This is a genomic window from Aeromonas simiae, from assembly GCF_014892695.1.
Taxonomy (GTDB): Bacteria; Pseudomonadota; Gammaproteobacteria; order Enterobacterales; family Aeromonadaceae; genus Aeromonas; species Aeromonas simiae.
In genome coordinates, this window is sequence record NZ_CP040449.1 from 247,501 (window position 1) to 264,309 (window position 16,809).

Here is a 16,809-nt window from a genome sequence, read left to right on the forward strand (position 1 = left end):
CGGATTTGCACTCAGTGCAAGTGGTAGGGGAGCGTTCTGTAAGTCTGCGAAGGTGTATCGAGAGGTATGCTGGAGATATCAGAAGTGCGAATGCTGACGTAAGTAACGATAAAGGGGGTGAAAAGCCTCCTCGCCGGAAGACCAAGGGTTCCTGTCCAACGTTAATCGGGGCAGGGTGAGTCGACCCCTAAGGCGAGGCCGAAAGGCGTAGTCGATGGGAAGCAGGTTAATATTCCTGCACGGCATGTAATTGCGATGGGGGGACGGAGAAGGCTAGGTGGGCCAGGCGACGGTTGTCCTGGTGAAAGTGCGTAGGTGGTGTTTCTAGGCAAATCCGGAGACACAACACTGAGACACGAGACGAAGCCACTACGGTGGTGAAGCCATTGATGCCCTGCTTCCAGGAAAAGCCTCTAAGCTTCAGATTGCATGTCATCGTACCCCAAACCGACACAGGTGGTCGGGTAGAGAATACCAAGGCGCTTGAGAGAACTCGGGTGAAGGAACTAGGCAAAATAGTACCGTAACTTCGGGAGAAGGTACGCTCTTGATGGTGAAGTGACTTGCTCACGGAGCTGTTGGGAGTCGCAGTGACCAGATGGCTGGGACTGTTTATCAAAAACACAGCACTCTGCAAACACGAAAGTGGACGTATAGGGTGTGACACCTGCCCGGTGCCGGAAGGTTAATTGATGGGGTTAGTGGTAACACGAAGCTCTTGATCGAAGCCCCGGTAAACGGCGGCCGTAACTATAACGGTCCTAAGGTAGCGAAATTCCTTGTCGGGTAAGTTCCGACCTGCACGAATGGTGTAACCATGGCCATGCTGTCTCCACCCGAGACTCAGTGAAATCGAAATCGCCGTGAAGATGCGGTGTACCCGCGGCTAGACGGAAAGACCCCGTGAACCTTTACTACAGCTTGGCACTGAACATTGAACCTACATGTGTAGGATAGGTGGGAGGCTTTGAAGCGATGACGCTAGTTGTCGTGGAGCCGACCTTGAAATACCACCCTTGTATGTTTGATGTTCTAACGCAGGTCCCTGAATCGGGATCGCGGACAGTGCCTGGTGGGTAGTTTGACTGGGGCGGTCTCCTCCCAAAGAGTAACGGAGGAGCACGAAGGTTGGCTAATCCTGGTCGGACATCAGGAGGTTAGTGCAATGGCATAAGCCAGCTTAACTGCGAGACGGACAGGTCGAGCAGGTGCGAAAGCAGGTCATAGTGATCCGGTGGTTCTGTATGGAAGGGCCATCGCTCAACGGATAAAAGGTACTCCGGGGATAACAGGCTGATACCGCCCAAGAGTTCATATCGACGGCGGTGTTTGGCACCTCGATGTCGGCTCATCACATCCTGGGGCTGAAGTTGGTCCCAAGGGTATGGCTGTTCGCCATTTAAAGTGGTACGCGAGCTGGGTTCAGAACGTCGTGAGACAGTTCGGTCCCTATCTGCCGTGGGCGTTGGATGATTGAAGGGAGTTGCTCCTAGTACGAGAGGACCGGAGTGAACGAACCTCTGGTGTTCGGGTTGTCACGCCAGTGGCACTGCCCGGTAGCTAAGTTCGGAATCGATAACCGCTGAAAGCATCTAAGCGGGAAGCGAGCCCTGAGATGAGTCATCCCTGACCCCTTGAGGGTCCTAAAGGGCCGTTGGAGACCACAACGTTGATAGGCGGGGTGTGTAAGCGCAGCGATGCGTTGAGCTAACCCGTACTAATTACCCGTGAGGCTTAACCATACAACACCCAAGAAGTGTTTTGAGCGCTTGTGACGAAGTGAGAACGACTTTAGTGCTTGTGATGAGAATCGTGAGTGCAATCAGCTTTTCGGATTACGATTTTGCCTGGCGGCCATAGCGCGGTGGACCCACCTGTTCCCATGCCGAACACAGAAGTGAAACGCTGTAGCGCCGATGGTAGTGTGGCAGATGCCATGCGAGAGTAGGACACTGCCAGGCACCCAATTTGAAGAAAGCAAAGGCCATCTCTAACGAGATGGCCTTTTTGCTATTGAATCGTAAGTCATCGCCACGCGACACGTCTTTGTTATATCCCCACCCCTAGGTGAGCGGTAACACCATGCTCACCAGATTGTCCTCCTGCGACACCGAGACCTCGAACCCCACCTTGCGCGCCAGCGCAATTATGCGAAAGTCCCTATAAAGGGGTTCTTTCGTCACTCTTAGTACATTCACCGTATGTCCAAACCTTGGAAAATCGAGGGAATGTGACATTGTTAACCCTCTTTCCTTTCACTCTTTGGTTAAATGTTAATGCCGCAAGAAGCGGCGATACAACAACTAGGATCCGAGGAAAGGACACATGTTCAAGAAAACTGTAGCGATGATACTGGCGGCGGGAACCCTGGTATTGGGCGGATGCAGTGCCGGCGGTGGTGCCGATGCATCTGGCGATTTTGACGGTAAGAGCGTCTTCCTGCGTGGTGAGATGAACGATTGGCAAGCCAACGATGAGACCAAGGTGACTAAGGTTGGCGATAAGCTGTACATGGCCAAGGGCACTCTGAAGAAAGAATGGGCTCCCTACAAGTTTAAGTTTGGTGATGCGAACTGGAGCTGCGGCACCAACTTTGGTTATAAGAGCCCGAGTGATGGTGTAGCCAGCCTGGATGGTGAACCGGTACCGGTTAACCCTTGCTCCAAGTTTGAAGACCTGAAGTTCTCTCCGGATGCTGATGGGGTATACGAGTTCTATCTCGATCTCAACGGTGAGCAACCGACTGTCTACGTTAAGAAACCCTGATCGCCTTTTCTAGTGTGCATGCATAAGACCCCCGCCTAAAAACCGGGGGTCTTGCTTTTTCTGGTTGTCATTTGGGGGTTAGCATCGAGTCAAGCAAATGGACACGGTGCGATGGGCTCTTACTAGGACGTGTTGCAGGGCTCGGATTTAGGGCGTAGCTTGGATGGAAATAAAAGTGCCATGTCGGTATGGTTTGAATAGTATCTGAATCACTCGACATGGCCATGCGAGCCAAGGAGGATGCTTATGGATAACGCCGATCGGAAGCTGTTTATCCTGGATACCAACGTACTCTTGCACGAACCCCTTGCCATTTACTCCTTCAAAGAGCACGACGTGCTCATTCCCATGACGGTGCTCGAAGAGCTCGACAACATCAAGGATCGCAACAAGGACGTGAGCCGTGATGCTCGCGTCGCCATCCGGGCGCTGGAAGACGTGTTCCGCGATGCGACGCCCGAGCAGATCTCCCAAGGGGTTCCCCTGGCCGGTGAGGCCACTGGCACCATCAGTATCTTCAGTGATCACCATCTACCTCAGGATGCCGAGCTCTTTACCGACAAAGAGGCGGACAACCGCATCATCAATGCGGCCCTTTACCTGCAAAAGCACGAGTCGCGTCGTCAGGTGGTGCTGGTGACTAAAGACATCAATATGCGTCTCAAGGCCAAGGGCGCCGGGCTGGCGCGCGTTGAGGATTATCGCAGCGACCAGCTCATCGATGATATTCGCCTGCTGGCCAAGGGCTTTCAGGTGGTACAGGGCAGCTTCTGGGAGCGGGTGGGGGAGTGCGAGAGTGAAACCCACGGCCGTGACACAGTCCATATCATCGATGACAAGCTGATTGAGCCGGTTCATATCAATCAGTACCTTCTCGATGAAGAGCAGTTCTTCGCAGCCCGGGTTCTCAGTCATGAGGCGGGAAAGATCCACCTCAAAGACATAGGTCGTGAGCGGCTGATGGGGCGCAAGGCGTGGGGCGTGCATCCAAAGAATGTCTATCAGGGAATGGCGCTCGATGCCCTGCTCGATCCACATCTTGATCTAGTGATCCTCACCGGCCCCGCCGGTTGTGGCAAGACCCTGCTCGCCATGGCTGCGGCACTGGAACTGGTGGTGGAAAAGGGGATCTACGACAAGGTGATCGTCACCCGTAACACGCCGGAAATTGCCGAGAGCATCGGTTTTCTGCCCGGTACGGAAGAGGAGAAGATGATGCCCTGGCTGGCCGCCGTCACCGACACTCTGGAGGTGCTGCACAAGCAGGATGAGAACATGAGCGGCTCGCTCAGCTACATCATGGAAAAGGCCAACATCCAGTTCAAATCGATCAACTTCATGCGCGGGCGTAGCATTCAAAACGCCTTTGTTCTGCTGGACGAGTGCCAGAACCTGACGGCCTCCCAGATCAAGACCATCATCACCCGTTGCGGTGAGGGCACTAAGATTGTTTGCTCTGGCAACCTAGCGCAAATTGACTCCAACTACCTGAGCCCGGTCACATCTGGGCTGACTTACATCGTCGAGCGTTTCAAAGATTTTGACGGTAGCGCCAACATCTACCTCAACGGTGTGGTGCGCAGCAAGTTGGCCTCGTTTGCCGAAGAGAATCTTTAGGCGGGCAGATGTCACAAGGGGAGCTTCGGCTCCCCTTTTTCATGGTGCGACGGCGCCTTGTCCCATGCCCAAATAGGCGGCCAGCGCAGGGAGTGTCGGCTTGGCCAGCTCACTCGGCGAGCCGTCGAAGGCGATCCCCCCTTCGTGAATAAACAACAACCGGTCGGCAATCAACTCGGCATCCTCCGGGTTGTGGGAGACCATCAGCACTGTGGTGCCCCGGCTGCGGGCCAGCAGGGCCACCTCGGCTAACATCTCCCTGCGCAGGGCCGGGTCGAGGGCTGAGAAGGGCTCATCGAGCAGCAGCAGCGGGCGATCGCGCACCAATGCCCTGGCTAGCGCCACCCTTTGCTGCTGGCCACCGGAAAGCTGCTCGGGCAGGCGATCCAGCATATCCCCCAGCCCCACGCGCGTAGCGGCTTGCAGCACTTGCTGCTGCTGGCTTGGGGTGAGATGCAGGCCGGGGTGCAGGCCGATGGCGATGTTGTCATAGACCGAAAGGTGCAAGAACAGGTTGTGATCTTGAAACAGGGTGGTGATGGGGCGCAGGGCTGGGCGCAAGGGGAGTAGATCCTGGCCCGCAAAGCTGAGTGCTCCCGAGGTGACGGGTACGAAGCCGGCCAGCATGCCGAGCAAGGTCGACTTGCCGGCCCCACTGCGTCCGATCAGGGCGACGATCTCACCTTGGGCGACTCGCGTCGTGAAGGTGACACTCCACTCCGGGTAATGGGCGGTGAGCTTATCCAGAATGAGCATCTTTACCTCCAATGCCGCGCTCGACCAGGGTAAACAGGGCCAGGCAGAGCAGCAGTAGTAACAGGGCGGTAGCGGCGGCGGGCCCCAGTTGATAGCTGCCGAGTTGCTGGTAGAGCAACCAAGGCAGGGTGGCCATGGTGCTGCTGCCAAACAGGGCGATGGCACCGAGATCCCCGAGCGAGAGAATCATCGACAGGGCCAGCGCCAGTGCCAGCGGGCGGCGCAGCAGGGGCCACTCAAGTAGGCGCAGCCGGTGCCAGCCGGTGAGGCCCAGGCTATCGCCGAGCCGGTCATACTGACGGGCCACCAGCTGCATCGGCCCCGACAGGGTGCGCAGCACATAAGGAAGTGCCATCAAGGCATTAACCAGGATCACCAGCCAGGGGGCGATGGCGAAGACGTCGACCCAGGGCATACAGAGAATGAACAGCCCCGTGCTCAGCACCACGGCTGGCAGCATCAGGATCAGTGAACCGCTCGCTTCCCACAGCGCCGCCTGACGACGAGCATGGCGGCGTAGTTTGGCGTGGCGGCTGGTGATGAGCAGGCCGCTGCCAAGCAGCAGGGCCAACAGGCCTGCCACGACGGCGATCCAGAGCGATGTTCCGGCCGCCTGCCACAAGGGGGTACTGTGCAGGGCATCGAGCAGCTCAGGCCGTAGCCCGGCGCTGACGATGGCCAGCAGAGGGGGCAGAAACAGGGCCAGAGCTAGGGTCAGTACCAGCGCATCGGCCAGCCGGGTCAGCCACTGGTCACGGTCGGGGCGTTCAGCCCGGCGGGCCAGACCAATGCGGCTGGCTGGCGCACGCTGTAGCTTGTGCTGACCCCACAGGATCAAGGCGCTCAGCAGCAGTTGCAGCAGCGCCAAGGTGCCAGCGGTGGCGAGATCGAAGTCGAGGCGCAGCGCTTGGTAGATGGCCACCTCCAGGGTGGTTGATTTGGGGCCACCACCGAGCGCCAGCACGGTGGCGAAGCTGGTGAAGCAGAGCATGAAGATGAGGCTGGCGAGCCCCGGCAGTTGGGCCCGGATCACCGGCCACTCCAGCACTTTGAACAGATGGTGTGAGCGCAACCCGAGCTGGCTTGCCAGCCGCCAGCTCGATTCTGGGATAGCCTCGATGGCTTGCAGCAGCAGGCGCGCCGCCAGCGGCATGTTGAAGAAGACATGGGCGATGAGAATACCGGTTAGGCCATAGAGATACTGGCCGGGCTCGATACCGAGCGGGCGCAGCAGTTGTGCCACCCAGCCATGTTGGCCATGGACGGTGACGATACCGAAGATGGCGATGATGACCGGCAGCACCAACGAGAGGCCAAACAGTTTCAGCAGCAGGCGGCGGCCGGGGAAGTGGCGCCGCGAGAGGGCGCGCGCCAGCGGGATGGCGAGGCCAAGGCTGAGCAGGGTGGAGAGGGCGGCCTGGTTCAGGCTAAACAGCAAGACGTGGCGCAGGTAGGGGTCTTGCAAAAGGCCGATGGGGTCGAGCGCTCCGGCCTGCCACAGCAGGGCGCAAAGCGGCGCCAGACCGAGCAGCAGGATCAGGCTGCCAGAGAGGCTCCCCGGCAGCCACCAGAAACGACGCATCAGCGGGTCACGGCCTGCAGCCACTCACGGATCCATCCCTTGCGCTGCTGACTCACCTCGGCAGGAGCGAGTGTCAGGGTCTTGGCCGGCAGCGGCAGGGAGGCAAACGGTTCGGGCAGCGGGGTCTCGGTCACCGGATACATCCAGTTGCCGGTGGTGACGGCGTCCTGGAAGGGACGGGTCAGTACGAAGTCGAGGAAGCGCCGGGCCAGCTCGGGGTGCTGGCTGGCTGCGAGCCGAGCCACCACCTCCACCTGCCGGTAGTGCCCCTCGTCAAACAGGGCGGCATGGTACTGCTGCTTGCCTTCGGCGATACGGTGATAGGCCGGCGAGCTGGTGTAAGAGAGCACCATGTCGGCTTCCCCCTTGAGGAACATGCCGTAGGCCTCCGACCACCCCTTGGTGACGGTGACCGTCTTCTTAGCCAGCGTCTCCCACTGTGCGCCCGACTGGTCGCCATAGAGCGCCTTGAGCCACAACAACAGCCCCTGCCCCGGGGTGGAGGTGCGCGGATCCTGATAGATGATCTTCAGATCGTCGCGCGCCAGCAGGGCCTGCATGCTGCGCGGCGGGTTCTTGAGTCGGGTCTGGTCATAGACGAAGGCGAACCAGCCGTAGTCGTAGGGGAGGAAGGTTTCATCGCGCCAGCCACCCGGCAGCGCCAGTGGGGTGAGATCGGTGCCATGAGGGGCGAACAGGCCGGTCTGCTTAGCCTCGCCGAGCAGGCCGTCATCGAGGCCAAGCACCAGATCCGCCTTGCCGTGGCGCCCCTCAAGGCGCAGCCGGTTGAGGATGGCTACCCCATCTTCCAACGCGACGAAGTTGAGGGTGCAGCCACACTCTTGCTCGAAGGCCTGCTTGATCTTGGGGCCAGGGCCCCACTCGGCGGTGAAGGAGTCGTAGGTGTAGACGGTCAGGGTTTCGGCCGCCAGCGGCGCCGACAGGCAGGAAAGCAGGGCCAAGCTGGCCAGTGCGGTGCGCTTCATCATGGGACTCCTCGTCGGGAGCCGGCGGTAGGGCCGCGAAATGCGCGCCGGGCCTCAAATTCCTCCGCCAGCATTATCTGGATCAGGTCTACGGGTATATTCTCAGCAGGTGACTGCACCCCGTTTGAGCGGGCACATTGTAGTCATCTTGGCTGGGGTGGGCCAGCAGATTCAGACCAGGGAGGAGATCGGGTGTGATTACCACGACCAAGGAACGAAGAGCGTTTCAGCGCATGATCATCAATGCCCCCGTGACCCTGCATCAGGGAGCGCTGCGCCAAGTTGGCATCTGCCGTGACCTGAGCGCCAACGGCATGGGGATCTTCATCGAAGAGTCGGGGCTCGATGAGTCACTGCCGCTGAGCGTCAGCCTGGCGACCGGCAGCAACCTGCTGCCCCCCTTCGAGGCGCAGGCTCGCATCATCCGTATCGGCGAGGAGGCCGGCGGCTACCAGGTGGCGGTGGAGTTCGTCTCCGTCGCCTGAACCGGCTGAGCCCTAAACTGGCCGCTCTCAACCATCACCTGGCTGGGGCGCGCCAGCGCCCCCAACGGCAGCTCGGCCGGCCCGGTCGGCTCCATCAACAGATAGCGGGTTCCTGCCCACTCCAGCGTCTGCTCTTCGCCGCTGGCGGCCAGCTCGACCCCGAGCAGGGCGTGATCCGGGGTGAAGATCATCAGTTGTTTCAGGTTCGGATAGATCTGGCCGAGCAGGGCCGCCATCAGGGTGACCTTGCTGTCACAGTCGCCGCGGTTTTGCAGCAGCACCTGGCGTGGGGCCAGAAAGCCGCGCCCACCACGGATCCCGCTGTTATCGAGCGGGGCGTAGGGGATCGCCTGCACGAAGGCGAGCACCGCTGCCGTACTCTTGCGCCTGGCCTCCTCCTCACTGCCCCCTTCCTCCTTGAACTGCTCTGCCAGCGGCGCCAGCTCGGCGCGGCTCTCCAGTGCGATGCGCACATGATCCTGCTTGACCGCCTCGCCCCCGGCGGGGTCGGTGAAGCGCTGGAAGTAGCGGGCCAGCAGCCACTCGTCCTCGACCTTGGGTCTGGTCGTGGCGAGCCACGCCATCGCCGCATCGACAGCCTGCTGGGTGCGGGCTTGCAGGGCCAGCTCACCGCCGGGGCCTAACCTAAATCGCACCCCGGGGAACTGCTCCTTACCCTGCTGCAACAAGGTTTGCAGCGTATCGCGGCGCAGCCGCTCGGGCGAGAAGATGAGCAAGGGGGGCAGGGTGCCGCGCTCGAGTCGGTAGGTGAGCGCCTGCGCCTCTTGGCCCTGCTCCCAGCGCACACTCACCTCGTCGCCACTGCGCACGAAAGAGAGCTGCTTGGCGCAGAGGGAGAGGGGGAGCAGCAGGAGCAGGGGGATCAGACGCATGGGCAGTCCATAAAAAATGGGAGCGAGCGCTCCCATTCTAGTGTGGTGATGTGGCTCAGAGCCAGGCTGGCTGCTTGGCCTCGTAGGCCTTGATGGCCTCATCGTGTTGCAGGGTCAGGCCTATGCTGTCGAGGCCGTTGAGCAGGCAGTGGCGGCGGAACTCGTCGATCTCGAAACCAAAGCAGAGATCCCCAGCGCGCACCTGACATGCCTCCAGATCCACTGTGATGGTCTGGCCGGGGTGGGCCGCGACCAGGGCAAACAGGGCCTCGACTTCCGCCTCTTGCAGCCGCACCGGCACCATGCCGTTGTTGATGGCGTTGCCATAGAAGATGTCGGCAAAGCTCGGGGCGATCATCGCCTTGAAGCCGTAGTCGGCCAGCGCCCAAGGGGCGTGTTCGCGGCTCGAGCCGCAGCCGAAGTTCTCGCGGGCCAGCAGTATGCTGGCGCCAGCGTAACGGGGCTGGTTCAGCACGAACTCGGGGTTGGGGTGCTGCCCTGCGTCATCGAGGAAGCGCCAGTCGTGGAACAGGTGCTTGCCAAAGCCGATGCGGGTGACCTTTTGCAGGAACTGCTTGGGGATGATGGCGTCGGTGTCCACGTTGGCGTGATCGAGCGGCGCGGCGAGACCCGTGTGTTGCTTAAATCCAGTCATCGCTCTCTCCTTACAGTGTGCGGATGTCGGTGAAGTGGCCGGTCACGGCGGCGGCGGCAGCCATGGCCGGGCTCACCAGGTGAGTACGGCCGGCGCGCCCTTGGCGCCCTTCGAAGTTGCGGTTGCTGGTGGAGGCGCAGCGCTCCCCCGGTTGCAGCCGATCGTTGTTCATCGCCAGGCACATGGAGCAGCCGGGCAGGCGCCATTCAAAACCGGCTTCGATGAAGATCTTGTCGAGCCCTTCGGCCTCGGCCTGAGCCTTGACCTGCTCGGAGCCCGGCACCACCAGGGCCTGTACTCCGGCGGCTACCTTGCGGCCGCGGGCGATGGCAGCCGCGGCGCGCAGATCCTCGATGCGGCTGTTGGTGCACGAACCGATGAACACCTTGTCGATGGCGACCTCGGTGAGCTTCTGGCCGGCACTGAGCCCCATGTATTCGAGGGCCTTGCGGGCGGACTGCTGCTCGATGAGATCATCAAAGCTCTCGGGGGAGGGGATAGGCGCATTGACGTCGATCACCTGGCCCGGGTTGGTGCCCCAGGTCACCTGCGGGGCGATATCGGCGGCGTTGAGCACCACCTCGGCGTCGAATTTTGCATCGGCATCGCTCTTGAGGGTTTGCCAGTAGGCGATGGCCTGCTCCAGCGCCTCGCCCTTGGGGGCGAACTCCTTGCCACGGATGTAGTCGATGGTGGTTTGATCCGGGGCAATCATGCCGGCCTTGGCGCCGAGCTCGATGGCCATGTTGCACACCGTCATCCGCCCTTCCATGGTGAGCCCTTCGATGGCCTCACCGGCGAACTCCACCACGTAGCCGGTGCCACCGGCGTGGCCCACCTTGCCAATGATGGCCAGCACCACGTCCTTGGCGCTGATCCCCTCGGCGAGCTGGCCGCGCACCGTGATGCGCATGGTCTTGGCCCGGCCCTGCTTGAGGGTCTGGGTCGCCATCACGTGCTCCACTTCCGAGGTGCCGATGCCAAAGGCCAGGGCACCGAAGGCGCCGTGTGTGGCGGTGTGGGAGTCGCCGCAGACGATGGTGGTGCCGGGCAAGGTGATGCCGAGCTCCGGCCCCATCACGTGGACTATGCCCTGATATTGGTGGTTGAGATCGTAGAGGCGAACCCCGAACTCCTTGCAGTTGGTCGCCAGCGTCTCCATCTGGATGCGGGCCATCTCGCCGGAGGCGGCGATGTCCTTGGTGGTGGTGGAGACGTTGTGATCCATGGTGGCCCAGGTGAGATCCGGGCGGCGCAAGCGGCGGTTCATGGCGCGCAGGCCGTCGAAGGCTTGCGGGCTGGTCACCTCGTGCACCAGGTGGCGATCGATGTAGATGAGCGGGGTCTCGCCGTCCACTTCGCGCACCACGTGGGCGTCGAAGACTTTCTGATAAAGGGTTTTAGCCATTGCTCTGTGTCCTTGTTATGCGTGCTGTTCAGATGCGCGCGGCGATCTGAGAGCCCATCTCGGCAGTGCTCTGCACCGGGTGGTGGGCGGCGGCGCTGTGCAGATCGCCGGTGAACCAGCCTTCGGCCAGGGTGGCGGCGACAGCCTGCTCGATGGCGTCGGCAGCCTCGGTCTGCCCCAAGCTGTGGCGCAGCAGCAGGGCGGCGGAGAGGATCTGGGCCACCGGGTTGGCGATGCCCTTGCCGGCGATGTCCGGGGCCGAGCCACCGGCCGGCTCATAGAGGCCAAAGCCCGACTCGCTCATGCTGGCCGAGGGGAGCAGGCCCATGGAGCCGGTGATCATGGCGCACTCGTCGGAGAGGATGTCGCCAAACAGGTTGGAGCAGAGCACCACGTCGAACTGGGACGGGTCCTTGATGAGCTGCATGGTGGCGTTGTCGATGTACATGTGGCTCACCGCTACATCGGGGAACTCCGTGGCCACCTGATTGACCACCTCGCGCCACAGCACCGAGGAGGCCAGCACGTTGGCCTTGTCGATGGAGGTCACCTTACCGCGGCGGCCGCGGGCGGCGTTGAAGGCCAGGCGGGCAATACGCTCTATTTCAAAGCGGTGATAGACCTCGGTATCGAACGCCTTCTCGGTGGCGCCACCCCCTTCGCGTCCCTTGGGCTGGCCGAAGTAGATGCCGCCGGTCAGCTCGCGCACACAGAGGATGTCAAAGCCGCGCGCCGAGATGTCGGCCCGCAGCGGTGAGAAGTGCTCAAGGCCGTTGTAGAGACGGGCAGGGCGCAGGTTGGAGAAGAGCTTGAAATGGGCGCGCAGGGGCAGCAGAGCGCCACGCTCCGGTTGGCTGTTGGGGGGCAGGTGCTCCCACTTGGGGCCGCCGACCGAGCCGAACAGCACGGCGTCGGCCGCTTCGCACCCCTTGAGGGTGGAGGCCGGCAGCGGGGTGCCGTGGTTATCGATAGCGATGCCGCCCACGTCGTGCCACTCATACTCCAGCTGGAAGCCGAACTTGGCCTGAACCTTGCCCAGCACCTTGATGGCTTCGTCCATCACCTCGGGGCCGATGCCGTCCCCCGGTAATACCGCGATCCGATAGCTCGTCATGTTTATACAGTCTCCGTCTTGATTTTGTTGTTGCGTTCCATCTGCTCGGCGACCTGATCGGCGCGCCAGATGCTGTTGATGACGTGGAGCAGCGCCTTGGCCGACGACTCGATGATGTCGGTAGCCAGCCCCATGCCGTGGAATTTGCGGCCCTTGTATTCGGCGACGATGTCGACCTGGCCGAGGGCGTCCTTGCCTTCCCCCTTGCTCTTGAGGGCGTACTTGTCGATGCGCAGATCGATGCCGCTGATGCGGTTGATGCACTGATAGACCGCATCGACCGGCCCGTTGCCGGTGGCGGCTTCGCTCACGACCTCATCGCCCACCTTGAGCTTGACCGAGGCGGTGGCCAGCACCGAGCTGCCGCTCTGCACCCCGAGGTACTCGAGCTTGAAGTGCTCGGGCTCTTCATGGATCTGGCTGAAGAAGGCCAGCGCCTCGAGGTCATAGTCGAACACCTGCCCCTTCTTATCGGCCAAGGTCAGGAAGCGGGTGTAGAGGTCGTCCAGGTCATAGCTGCTCTCGGTATAGCCCATCTGCTCCATGCGGTGCTTGATGACGTGGCGGCCGGAGCGGGAGGTCATGTTCAGGTTGTTCTGAGTCAGGCCGATGCTCTCGGGGGTGATGATTTCATAGGTGTTCTTGGCCTTGAGCACGCCGTCCTGGTGGATGCCGGAGCTGTGGGAGAACGCGTTGGCCCCGACGATCGCCTTGTTCGGCTGCACCGGCATGTTGCACAGCTGGCTGACCAGGGTGCTGGTGCGGTGGATCTCGCTGTGGCGGATGTTGGTCTCGACCCCCAGCAGATCGGCGCGGGTTTTCAGGATCATCGCCACCTCTTCCAGCGAGCAGTTGCCTGCCCGTTCGCCGATGCCGTTGATGGTGCACTCGATCTGGCGGGCCCCCATCTGCACGGCGCCGATGGAGTTGGCCACCGACAGGCCCAGATCATCGTGGCAGTGTACCGAGATGATGGCCTTGTCGATGTTGGGCACGCGGTTGAACAGGGTGTGGATGATGCCGGAGAACTCGGTGGGAATGGTGTAGCCGACGGTATCGGGAATGTTGATGGTGCGGGCGCCGGCGTTGATGGCGGCCTCAACCATGCGGCACAGGTTATCGATCGGGGTGCGACCGGCATCCTCGCAGGAGAACTCGACATCGTCGGTGTAGCGGCGGGCGTGCTTGACCGCGCTCACCCCCATCTCCAGCACGTCTTCAAAGCTCTTTTTCAGCTTGCTCTCCACGTGGATGGCGGAGGTGGAGATAAAGGTGTGGATGCGAAACGCCTCGGCGACCTTGAGGGCCTCGGCGGCCGCGTCGATGTCTTTGGGCAGGGCACGGGCCAGGGCGCAGACCCGGCTGTTTTTGATATGGCGGGCGATGGTCTGCACCGACTGGAAGTCGCCCGGGGAGGAGACTGGGAACCCCACCTCCATCACGTCGACGCCGAGGCGCTCCAGTGCTTGGGCAATCTGCAATTTTTCTTTGACCGTCAGACTGGCCGCCAGGGCCTGCTCACCATCTCGCAGAGTGGTGTCGAATATGATGACCCGATTAGACATGTCGCTTACCTCTTCCTAAGTGCTTGGGCGTGCGTCCTGCAACGGCGACCGATAAAAAAACCCGTGCGGGGCGCACGGGTTTCTGTAAATTCCGGTTATGCCTGCGGCCCGGCTACATGGATCCCGCGCGAGTGAACGCGATTAGGGAGATTAGTAGTAGCGGGGTGGCAATACGCATGACGAATTCAATCCTTCAGTCGAAACACAACTAGCAATACTCGGGAATGGGGCAGATTGTCAACTTTTGTTTGCGATTAACACGGGGCCAAGATATTTAATCGAAATGTAAATGTGTGCAAATTTCCTTGTCCCGGATCGGGTTGCAGCGGGATGATGCACACCATCCAGCCGCCTTGTCGGGAGCCGGGAAGGCCTCTGGCGGCACAGACAATTCAGGAACAGGTGAGGTACAAGAATGGAAAAGCGTAGGCCTGGACGACCGGTCGGCCGTTCCGACATCCGCGACAAGTTGCTGGCTGCTGCCCGCGAGTGCTTTCGACAGCACCCCTACGGCAAGGTCACGACCCGCGAGATTGCCGAGATGGCCGGGTCCAATCTGGCGATGATCCATTACTACTTCGGCAGCAAGGAGGGTCTCTACCAAGCCGTGCTCGGCGATCTGGCCCGCCCACTGGACGAGGTGTGGAAATCCGACGAGGGGCAGCTGAGCCTAGAGAGCCTGGTATCGACTCACTATCAGGTGATGGCACCGGACAGCGATCTCAACTCCACCCTGACCAGTGCCCTCTCGGTTGAGCACAATCCGGGGCGCGACTTCGTGCTGAATCAGCTGATCAACCGCCAGTTGCCCCAGTTTGATGCCCTTATTGACAATCTGAGGGCGAGTGGCGAACTCGATGAGTCGCTCGATCCGGCCCTACTGCGGCTCTCCTTCCTCAACCTGATGTGGCAGCCGCTGATGATGCGCGAACTCTACGAGCAGGTGTTCGGCGTCACCATGGACGAGCACTTCATGGCCCGTCTGGCCGAGCATAACTGCCGGCTCATCTCGTCGGGGCTGCGCGGCAGTCGCCTCACCCACTGATCCATGTTGAAGGGGCCGTCGGCCCCTTCATGTTTCTGTTATCCCCCGTTCAAGCCCCTGTCACATCGGCCGCCCATGCTCCTTGCAGTCACTGTCAGGAGGTTCACGCATGCGTTGCTTACGGCTCTGGGATGAGCGGATCGGTTTCGTCCCCTCCTCACCGTCTGCCGGCCCGAGTCTGCCATCTGATGCTGCTCTCTGGTGGCCGGGATGGCGCAGGCACCCTGCTTGCCCTGTGACTCGATACCATGATCCGTTGGAGATGTATTGCGCCTGTTACACGTTGCGGCCCCTGGCCTGGCGAGGAGGCTAAGCATGCGCATTCTGTTCGGGGTTCAGGGGACTGGCAATGGCCACATCGCTCGCTCGCGCACTCTGGCGCGGGCCCTTGCTAACCAGGGGGCCGAGGTCGATTACCTGTTTAGTGGCCGGCCCAAGGGCACCTATTTCGACATGGAGGCCTTCGGCCACTATCGCACCCGCCATGGGCTCACCTTCTCCTGTCGGGATGGCCGGCTCTCCCTCCTGCAAACCCTGCTTAAGTGCCGGCCGCGCGTCTTTTGGAATGAACTTTCGGCGCTCGATTGCCGGGAATACGATCTGGTGGTGAGCGATTTTGAACCGCTCACGGCCCATGCGGCGCGCCGGCAGGGGGTTCCGACACTGGGGATCAGCCACCAGGCAAGCTTTGCCTGGCCGGTGCCGCGTTGGGGAGAGGGACTGGCTGAGCGGCTGCTGATGCGCCATTTTGCACCGGTGCAGCGCCATATCGGGCTGCACTGGTTTCATTTCGGGGCTCCCCTGCTCCCTCCCATCGTGGATCCCCTGGAACCACTGCGGGAGAGGGGGCGGTTTCTGGTCTATCTGCCGTTCGAGCATCCTGCCGCGATCCACGCCTTGCTGAGCCGCTTCTCTTCGCATCACTTCGCCTGTTTCCACCCGGGCGTAGTACAGGTGCAGGAGTGGCAGAACGTGGTGTTCTACCCCCCTGCCCGGCAGCCGTTTCTCGATGTGTTGCGCAGTTGCCGCGGAGTGATCTGCAACGCCGGGTTTGAGCTGGCAAGCGAGGCGCTTTCGCTCGGCAAGATGCTGCTGGTCAAGCCGCTGCGTGGTCAGTTCGAGCAGTTGAGCAATGGCAAGACGCTGGCACTGATGGGGTTGGCAACGCTGATGGATGAACTCGATCCCACCGTGCTGCGCGGTTGGATAGATAGCGAGCCTCCGGGCAGGGTGACGTGGCCTGACGTCGCGCAGGCGCTGGCGCATTGGGTGTTGGCCGGGGAGGAGGAGCCACTGAGTGAGTTGTCGGCCCGCCTGTGGCGGCGCACCCGCTTTCCCGAGGAGGTGGCCGAGCGCTTATGTGAACTGGAGGGGGCTGCGAGCTGGGCGCCGGCCAGCTGGTGGCTGCGCTCGGTTGTTGACTAAGCTTGAAGGGCCAACGGGGGCAACTCAGTGACACTAAGGAGTGATGGCATGCGCTTTACCAATGAACACGGCGAGTCGATGAGTCTTGCCGATAATCTCACCCTCAAGGAACTGCTCGACATGGGGGTGAGCATCTCGGTCAGTGAGGAAACGGATCCGGATCAGCAAATCTGGCTGGCCGAACCGGACGAAGAGCAGTAAATTCCCACTCCGCCCGGTTCGCCGGGCGGTGTTCATTCACGCTACATTCAGTCAATTATGCTGTTAAAACGCCACGACATCGGAAAGTTTGGCGGTTTGCTCGACCCTCCCTCCTGTCACCGGCACAAACGGTAACATATCTGACTAATCCCACCGACAAACCCATGGACAAGCCTCTGCCCGCAGGTTAAGTTGTTTTTTCAACCCTTTTGATAGGGTGTGAGCAGTATCGACGATAGTACCCTCGTGCCGTACTCGTACCCGTCCCGACATAATCAACAACTCGCGGGACGGAGGCGTGCCGGGAAGCA

Annotated in this window: 14 protein-coding genes, 2 rRNA genes and 1 riboswitch (1 of these 17 only partly in view); of the genes, 8 read left to right on the forward strand and 8 right to left on the reverse strand. The window is 61.1% G+C overall.

The window, feature by feature from the left end; translation table 11 throughout:
- From FE240_RS01115 to FE240_RS01130, 4 genes are all read left to right on the forward strand, one after another.
- Nucleotides 1-1,742 (forward strand): 23S ribosomal RNA (locus FE240_RS01115) (it extends 1,148 nt beyond the left edge of the window).
- A 104-nt stretch (nt 1,743-1,846) separates the two neighbouring features.
- A 5S ribosomal RNA gene (gene rrf / locus FE240_RS01120) occupies nt 1,847-1,961 on the forward strand.
- 364 nt (nt 1,962-2,325) lie between these two features.
- Nucleotides 2,326-2,766 carry a pullulanase gene (locus FE240_RS01125; RefSeq protein ID WP_042048762.1) on the forward strand — a complete coding sequence of 147 codons (441 nt, stop codon included), beginning with the start codon at nt 2,326-2,328 and terminating at the stop codon, nt 2,764-2,766.
- A 246-nt stretch (nt 2,767-3,012) separates the two neighbouring features.
- Nucleotides 3,013-4,383 (forward strand): PhoH family protein, encoded by a 1,371-nt coding sequence (locus tag FE240_RS01130; protein WP_193003051.1) that lies wholly within the window; start codon nt 3,013-3,015, stop codon nt 4,381-4,383.
- Nucleotides 4,384-4,422: 39 nt separating this feature from the next.
- Here FE240_RS01130 and thiQ read toward each other — a convergent pair whose 3' ends face one another.
- From thiQ to thiB, 3 genes are read right to left on the reverse strand one after another with little or no spacing between them, the layout of a single operon-like run.
- A complete protein-coding gene (gene thiQ / locus FE240_RS01135; RefSeq protein WP_193003052.1) occupies nt 4,423-5,139 on the reverse strand; it encodes a thiamine ABC transporter ATP-binding protein in 717 nt (238 codons plus the stop codon).
- Nucleotides 5,123-6,721: a thiamine/thiamine pyrophosphate ABC transporter permease gene (thiP, locus tag FE240_RS01140; RefSeq protein ID WP_193004390.1), complete on the reverse strand. Its 1,599-nt coding sequence runs from the start codon at nt 6,719-6,721 to the stop codon at nt 5,123-5,125. Before thiP ends, thiQ begins: the two co-directional genes overlap by 17 nt.
- Nucleotides 6,721-7,707, reverse strand: coding sequence for a thiamine ABC transporter substrate binding subunit (gene thiB, locus FE240_RS01145; RefSeq protein ID WP_193004389.1), 987 nt, complete (start codon nt 7,705-7,707; stop codon nt 6,721-6,723). The genes thiP and thiB overlap by 1 nt, the downstream gene beginning before the upstream one ends.
- A gap of 42 nt (nt 7,708-7,749) precedes the next feature.
- Nucleotides 7,750-7,840, reverse strand: a riboswitch (TPP riboswitch).
- Between the two features lie 61 nt (nt 7,841-7,901).
- Here thiB and FE240_RS01150 point away from each other — a divergent pair.
- Entirely contained in the window at nt 7,902-8,192 is a 291-nt protein-coding gene (locus FE240_RS01150; RefSeq protein ID WP_193003053.1) for a PilZ domain-containing protein, read from the forward strand.
- Here the strand turns inward: FE240_RS01150 and FE240_RS01155 are convergent.
- Genes FE240_RS01155 through leuA form a run of 5 tightly spaced genes read right to left on the reverse strand, consistent with a single transcriptional unit; the run spans nt 8,156 to nt 13,827 of the window.
- Complete coding sequence (locus FE240_RS01155; protein ID WP_193003054.1) at nt 8,156-9,085, reverse strand: transglutaminase domain-containing protein; 930 nt, start codon at nt 9,083-9,085, stop codon at nt 8,156-8,158. The genes FE240_RS01150 and FE240_RS01155 overlap by 37 nt on opposite strands.
- 55 nt (nt 9,086-9,140) lie before the next feature.
- On the reverse strand, nt 9,141-9,740 hold the full coding sequence (leuD, locus tag FE240_RS01160) for a 3-isopropylmalate dehydratase small subunit (protein ID WP_193003055.1): 600 nt from the start codon (nt 9,738-9,740) through the stop codon (nt 9,141-9,143).
- Nucleotides 9,741-9,750: 10 nt separating this feature from the next.
- Nucleotides 9,751-11,148: a 3-isopropylmalate dehydratase large subunit gene (gene leuC, locus FE240_RS01165; RefSeq protein ID WP_193003056.1), complete on the reverse strand. Its 1,398-nt coding sequence runs from the start codon at nt 11,146-11,148 to the stop codon at nt 9,751-9,753.
- Between the two features lie 28 nt (nt 11,149-11,176).
- On the reverse strand, nt 11,177-12,262 hold the full coding sequence (leuB, locus tag FE240_RS01170; RefSeq protein WP_193003057.1) for a 3-isopropylmalate dehydrogenase: 1,086 nt from the start codon (nt 12,260-12,262) through the stop codon (nt 11,177-11,179).
- Between the two features lie 2 nt (nt 12,263-12,264).
- Nucleotides 12,265-13,827, reverse strand: a complete 1,563-nt coding sequence (gene leuA, locus FE240_RS01175) for a 2-isopropylmalate synthase (RefSeq protein WP_193003058.1) — start codon at nt 13,825-13,827, stop codon at nt 12,265-12,267.
- A 415-nt stretch (nt 13,828-14,242) separates the two neighbouring features.
- Between leuA and FE240_RS01180 the strand changes: the two genes are divergently transcribed.
- The 3 genes from FE240_RS01180 to FE240_RS01190 all read left to right on the forward strand — a co-directional run bounded on the left by FE240_RS01180 (nt 14,243) and on the right by FE240_RS01190 (nt 16,498).
- On the forward strand, nt 14,243-14,872 hold the full coding sequence (locus tag FE240_RS01180) for a TetR/AcrR family transcriptional regulator (RefSeq protein WP_193003059.1): 630 nt from the start codon (nt 14,243-14,245) through the stop codon (nt 14,870-14,872).
- Between the two features lie 315 nt (nt 14,873-15,187).
- Nucleotides 15,188-16,297 (forward strand): MJ1255/VC2487 family glycosyltransferase, encoded by a 1,110-nt coding sequence (locus FE240_RS01185; RefSeq protein WP_193003060.1) that lies wholly within the window; start codon nt 15,188-15,190, stop codon nt 16,295-16,297.
- Between the two features lie 48 nt (nt 16,298-16,345).
- The gene (locus tag FE240_RS01190) at nt 16,346-16,498 is read left to right on the forward strand and encodes a hypothetical protein (RefSeq protein ID WP_156991857.1); all 153 of its coding nucleotides are present in this window, start codon (nt 16,346-16,348) and stop codon (nt 16,496-16,498) included.
- The last annotated feature ends 311 nt before the right edge of the window (nt 16,499-16,809 follow it).

Coding starts and splice junctions, on each gene's coding strand:
- FE240_RS01125 (WP_042048762.1), top strand. CDS start 2,326: ATGTTCAAGAAAACTGTAGCGATGATACTGGCGGCGGGAACCCTGGTA.
- FE240_RS01130 (WP_193003051.1), top strand. CDS start 3,013: ATGGATAACGCCGATCGGAAGCTGTTTATCCTGGATACCAACGTACTC.
- thiQ (WP_193003052.1), bottom strand. CDS start 5,139: ATGCTCATTCTGGATAAGCTCACCGCCCATTACCCGGAGTGGAGTGTC.
- thiP (WP_193004390.1), bottom strand. CDS start 6,721: ATGCGTCGTTTCTGGTGGCTGCCGGGGAGCCTCTCTGGCAGCCTGATC.
- thiB (WP_193004389.1), bottom strand. CDS start 7,707: ATGAAGCGCACCGCACTGGCCAGCTTGGCCCTGCTTTCCTGCCTGTCG.
- FE240_RS01155 (WP_193003054.1), bottom strand. CDS start 9,085: ATGCGTCTGATCCCCCTGCTCCTGCTGCTCCCCCTCTCCCTCTGCGCC.
- leuD (WP_193003055.1), bottom strand. CDS start 9,740: ATGACTGGATTTAAGCAACACACGGGTCTCGCCGCGCCGCTCGATCAC.
- leuC (WP_193003056.1), bottom strand. CDS start 11,148: ATGGCTAAAACCCTTTATCAGAAAGTCTTCGACGCCCACGTGGTGCGC.
- leuB (WP_193003057.1), bottom strand. CDS start 12,262: ATGACGAGCTATCGGATCGCGGTATTACCGGGGGACGGCATCGGCCCC.
- leuA (WP_193003058.1), bottom strand. CDS start 13,827: ATGTCTAATCGGGTCATCATATTCGACACCACTCTGCGAGATGGTGAG.
- FE240_RS01180 (WP_193003059.1), top strand. CDS start 14,243: ATGGAAAAGCGTAGGCCTGGACGACCGGTCGGCCGTTCCGACATCCGC.
- FE240_RS01185 (WP_193003060.1), top strand. CDS start 15,188: ATGCGCATTCTGTTCGGGGTTCAGGGGACTGGCAATGGCCACATCGCT.
- FE240_RS01190 (WP_156991857.1), top strand. CDS start 16,346: ATGCGCTTTACCAATGAACACGGCGAGTCGATGAGTCTTGCCGATAAT.